The sequence below is a fragment of the Glutamicibacter protophormiae genome (genome assembly GCF_014647495.1).
GTDB lineage: Bacteria > Actinomycetota > Actinomycetes > Actinomycetales > Micrococcaceae > Glutamicibacter > Glutamicibacter protophormiae.
Window position 1 is genome coordinate 1 of record NZ_BMPH01000028.1, and the last position, 3,418, is coordinate 3,418.

Sequence of the window (3,418 nt, forward strand, 5' to 3'; positions counted from 1 at the left end):
GGCCCCACACCGCGATCGGGAACCTTCCACCCATCAGCCGCTTAACCAACCTGCCTGGACAGTACAACTAGACGTGACGCCACCCGGGAGATCATTCCGTCATCGACAGCGGGATGACCAAATAGCGCAATCAGTATCCCCTAACACTGTCCTAGAAAATCCTCGTGTCTGCGGAGATCTTGCGTATGAACCTTCGCAAAAATAATGCCGCTAAATAACTAACGGCATGATTTCCGGGACGGTTCAGAACACCGCGATCCCCACCAGCAAGTGGATGCCGTGGTGGCGTCCGCCTGAGAGCTTGCCAATGCTGGAACACATCACGATGAACAGCGGTGGGAAGGAACGGGCTACGGTGTCCCGCAGAGCGTTCCTTTTGCGGGACATCAAAAACGGTCGTTTATGACACACAGATCGGTCGGCTTCATTAAAAAATCCTCGACAGTTGAAAGATCAACAGATTTGCGACCCTGATTAGTCACAAAACCCAGTGCCACCAACTATGTACCGACATTGCTGCCAGCCCATGAGCATTGATACAACTAAGCTCACTGGACATCTCAACTGGCATGCCGAACGCTGATTAGTACCCCCAATGGCTGGCAATTTTTAGTGCTTCCGCTTTTGAATTAACATCCAGCTTGCGGTAGAGAGAACTAATCTGCGATTTAACAGTGTTAGGCGAAACAAAAAGCTCTTCTGCGATTCGACCCCGTGAAAGGTCCGCACGCAGGCCTGCCAGCACACTGAGTTCACGATCAGTCAAAACAGGCCTCACCTCGACACTGGTGGGTGGCATAAAAATCTTCAATCTGTCCAGCTGATCGGAAGTAAGTTGCAGCAACTCTTCCAATTCCAACATGCTCCCGCTCATCCAAAACGGAGCCAAATCAATCAGCTCACCATCCACTGCATGTCGTTTTGCAATGTCCTCCAGGACGCCTTCCGGCAGCGCCCCAATGTAACGTGCTGCTAGCCGCGTATTTCGGATCAGATTATCGTGCCGGGCTCCAGTCACTAAGCTCGGCGTTGCCGCCAGAACAGCAAGAGCCCCGTTGCGGTCCCCCCGATACAGTCGATACAGCGCACGGGTTGCAATGAGTTCAGGTGAAGAAGCGGGTATTGTGGACGCGCCTTGATGATTCAACGCATTGAAACCACCCTCAACACCCAGAAATGCTGCGGCATGATGCAAGGCTCTACCGGCCATGGGTGAATTGGCTGCATAGGGGCGGGAGAGCACAAGTTCCCCCAGAATCCGATGCGCTGCCTCTGCTCGATCAGTCGATGCCGCATGGATGGCAAGTAGCAGCGCGTGCACCGCCCAAAACTCATCGTTATCAGGCTCATCTGGCAGTCGACCAAGTACTGAACCCAATTTTCCGATATCCAACTCGGCGAAAGCCACGAATGCTTCGGCAAGTTCTGCAGCTCGACCGACCATTGCCGAACCCCAACGAACCTTGGAATGATGATGGCGGAAGCTTACGAGCCAGCGACGAGCAGCACGGGTGTTGCCTTCCTGAGCATGAACCAGCGATAATTTGGATGCTGCATCCGCGGCAATAAAATGGTTTTCCGTAACCTCGGCCAAGGACCACGCAGATTCGTAAGCGGCTGCCGCCGCAGGGCGTTCGTTGGCGATATCCATCGACATTCCGGCATGTAATTCAGCCATGGCTGCCAACGATGGTCTAACATTGCCAGCAGCTGTTGCCTGCCGGACCGCACGACGTAGACGGCGTGCGGCATCCGCCCCTTCGGAACCGTAGTGGCCGTGGAACCTCAGTATTCCCAACTCAACCAAGCCCGCGAAGATAGCCTCAGATTTCGGTTGCCTATAGAGCTCGATGGTGTGCTCGCGTAGCAATTGGGCAGTCTGATCCGTCAAATAGTCAGGCTCCGTTGTCGGAAAAGGAATAACCATCCGGTCTTTAACGGCCGCGGCAGCGATCTTCATCGCAGGACCATAGATTTGCGATCGTCGAGTAGCCCATCGAGGCAACCGGGTGCCTGCCTCGAATAGGAGACGTGGCTCAGTGGTAAAAAGGTCCACCCACCCATCGACGAGGACGGTGGAAAGAGCCCGCCACGAATGTCTGCCTAGTGCTGAACGTACGGCCTCGCCGGTTCTTCCAGCCGCATGCATGGATTCGATGGCGTGCTCGTGGAGCCACTGTGCACGCTGGGGCTCCCGCCATTCCAAGTCGTCAATAATCACCTGCCGAAGCAATTCGGGCATAGCCCAGTCCCCGGACAGGGAGCGTTGTGCCATGGCCGCGCGGCTAAGGGCCGAGATACTTGGAGGGTTTGGATAACGATCGCCATAGAAAGCTACCATGAGATCTTCAGTAAGTTCAGGAAGGAACGCGCACTCCCTCAATATGCCTTCAGGATCAAGAGCACCAATCCATGGCAAGGCCGCACGACGCAGCGCATTGACTGCTGCATTTTGATTAGAGGAATCCGCCAAGAGACTACGCACACAACCAGGCCAACCACCGGTCAGTTGCCATAATCTTTCTGCATCAGGGAAATCTTCTCCGGTCAACGTGGATATATCTGAAGCGGTTAAGAAAAGATCCTTGAAATCAACAACGTGAGCATTGAAATGGCGCAGCATCTTGGTGGCGGGAAAATCAGCAGGAAGAATGACCGCTATGCGTGTGTTGGGTGCACGCATCTGCTGTTCGGCAATTTTATCGAAGATCTCCTCGGGCGGAATACCCACGTTGATCAGCTCGCCTTGGCCATCGAGCCATCGTAGAGCCACCCGGTGCCGATTCGATTCTTGCGGCGCATAGATCAACAACAAGCCTATCTCCGGATCGAGGCTTGGGGCTATCCGGTCCCATAAAATCTCGGCAACAAGTTCTTCAGCGGGAGGCCTTGACTGCGTTTGGGGGTCCATGCCCAAATTATATCCTTTGACTTGGGATCTTTCGGAAAGAGTTCGGGGTAGTTTTTGACACAGGGGCACCGCCGGACTTTAGCTCACGCGGCCGAGAAATATTGCTAGGAATAGGGCAATGCCCGGATCTCCTAAATGGGAAATCCGGGCATTGCTTTTTGTATTACTTCAAGAGCTGACTAGCTGTGACGTCCGCGAGTGCGTCGAGCCAAAACTAAACCAGCCGCCGTCAAGACCAAACCAAGCGCCAGTAGCCACAAGGCAGTGAAACCGGTGCTAGCCAGTCCATCGTCTTTTGGCTTCTGCGTCTGCTGCGGTTCCTCGGAACCATCCACAGAGTCCGAGCCTGAAGGCTGATCAGACTTCTCAGCAGAGGTTGGATCCTGTGAAGGATCCTTGCTCTTCTCTGGCGACTCGGTTGATTCTTCTGCAGGTTCCTCGGTTGGATCCGTCGGGCTCGGCTCAGTTGGATCCGTCGGGCTCGGCTCAGTTGGATCCGTCGGGCTC

General features: G+C 54.5%; 1 protein-coding gene. It reads right to left on the reverse strand.

Features of this window, described 5'->3' with window-relative positions:
- Nucleotides 1-583 precede the first annotated feature (583 nt).
- On the reverse strand, nucleotides 584-2,911 hold the full coding sequence (locus IEY43_RS17975; protein WP_188950395.1) for a helix-turn-helix transcriptional regulator: 2,328 nt from the start codon (nucleotides 2,909-2,911) through the stop codon (nucleotides 584-586).
- Between the last annotated feature and the right edge of the window lie 507 nt (nucleotides 2,912-3,418).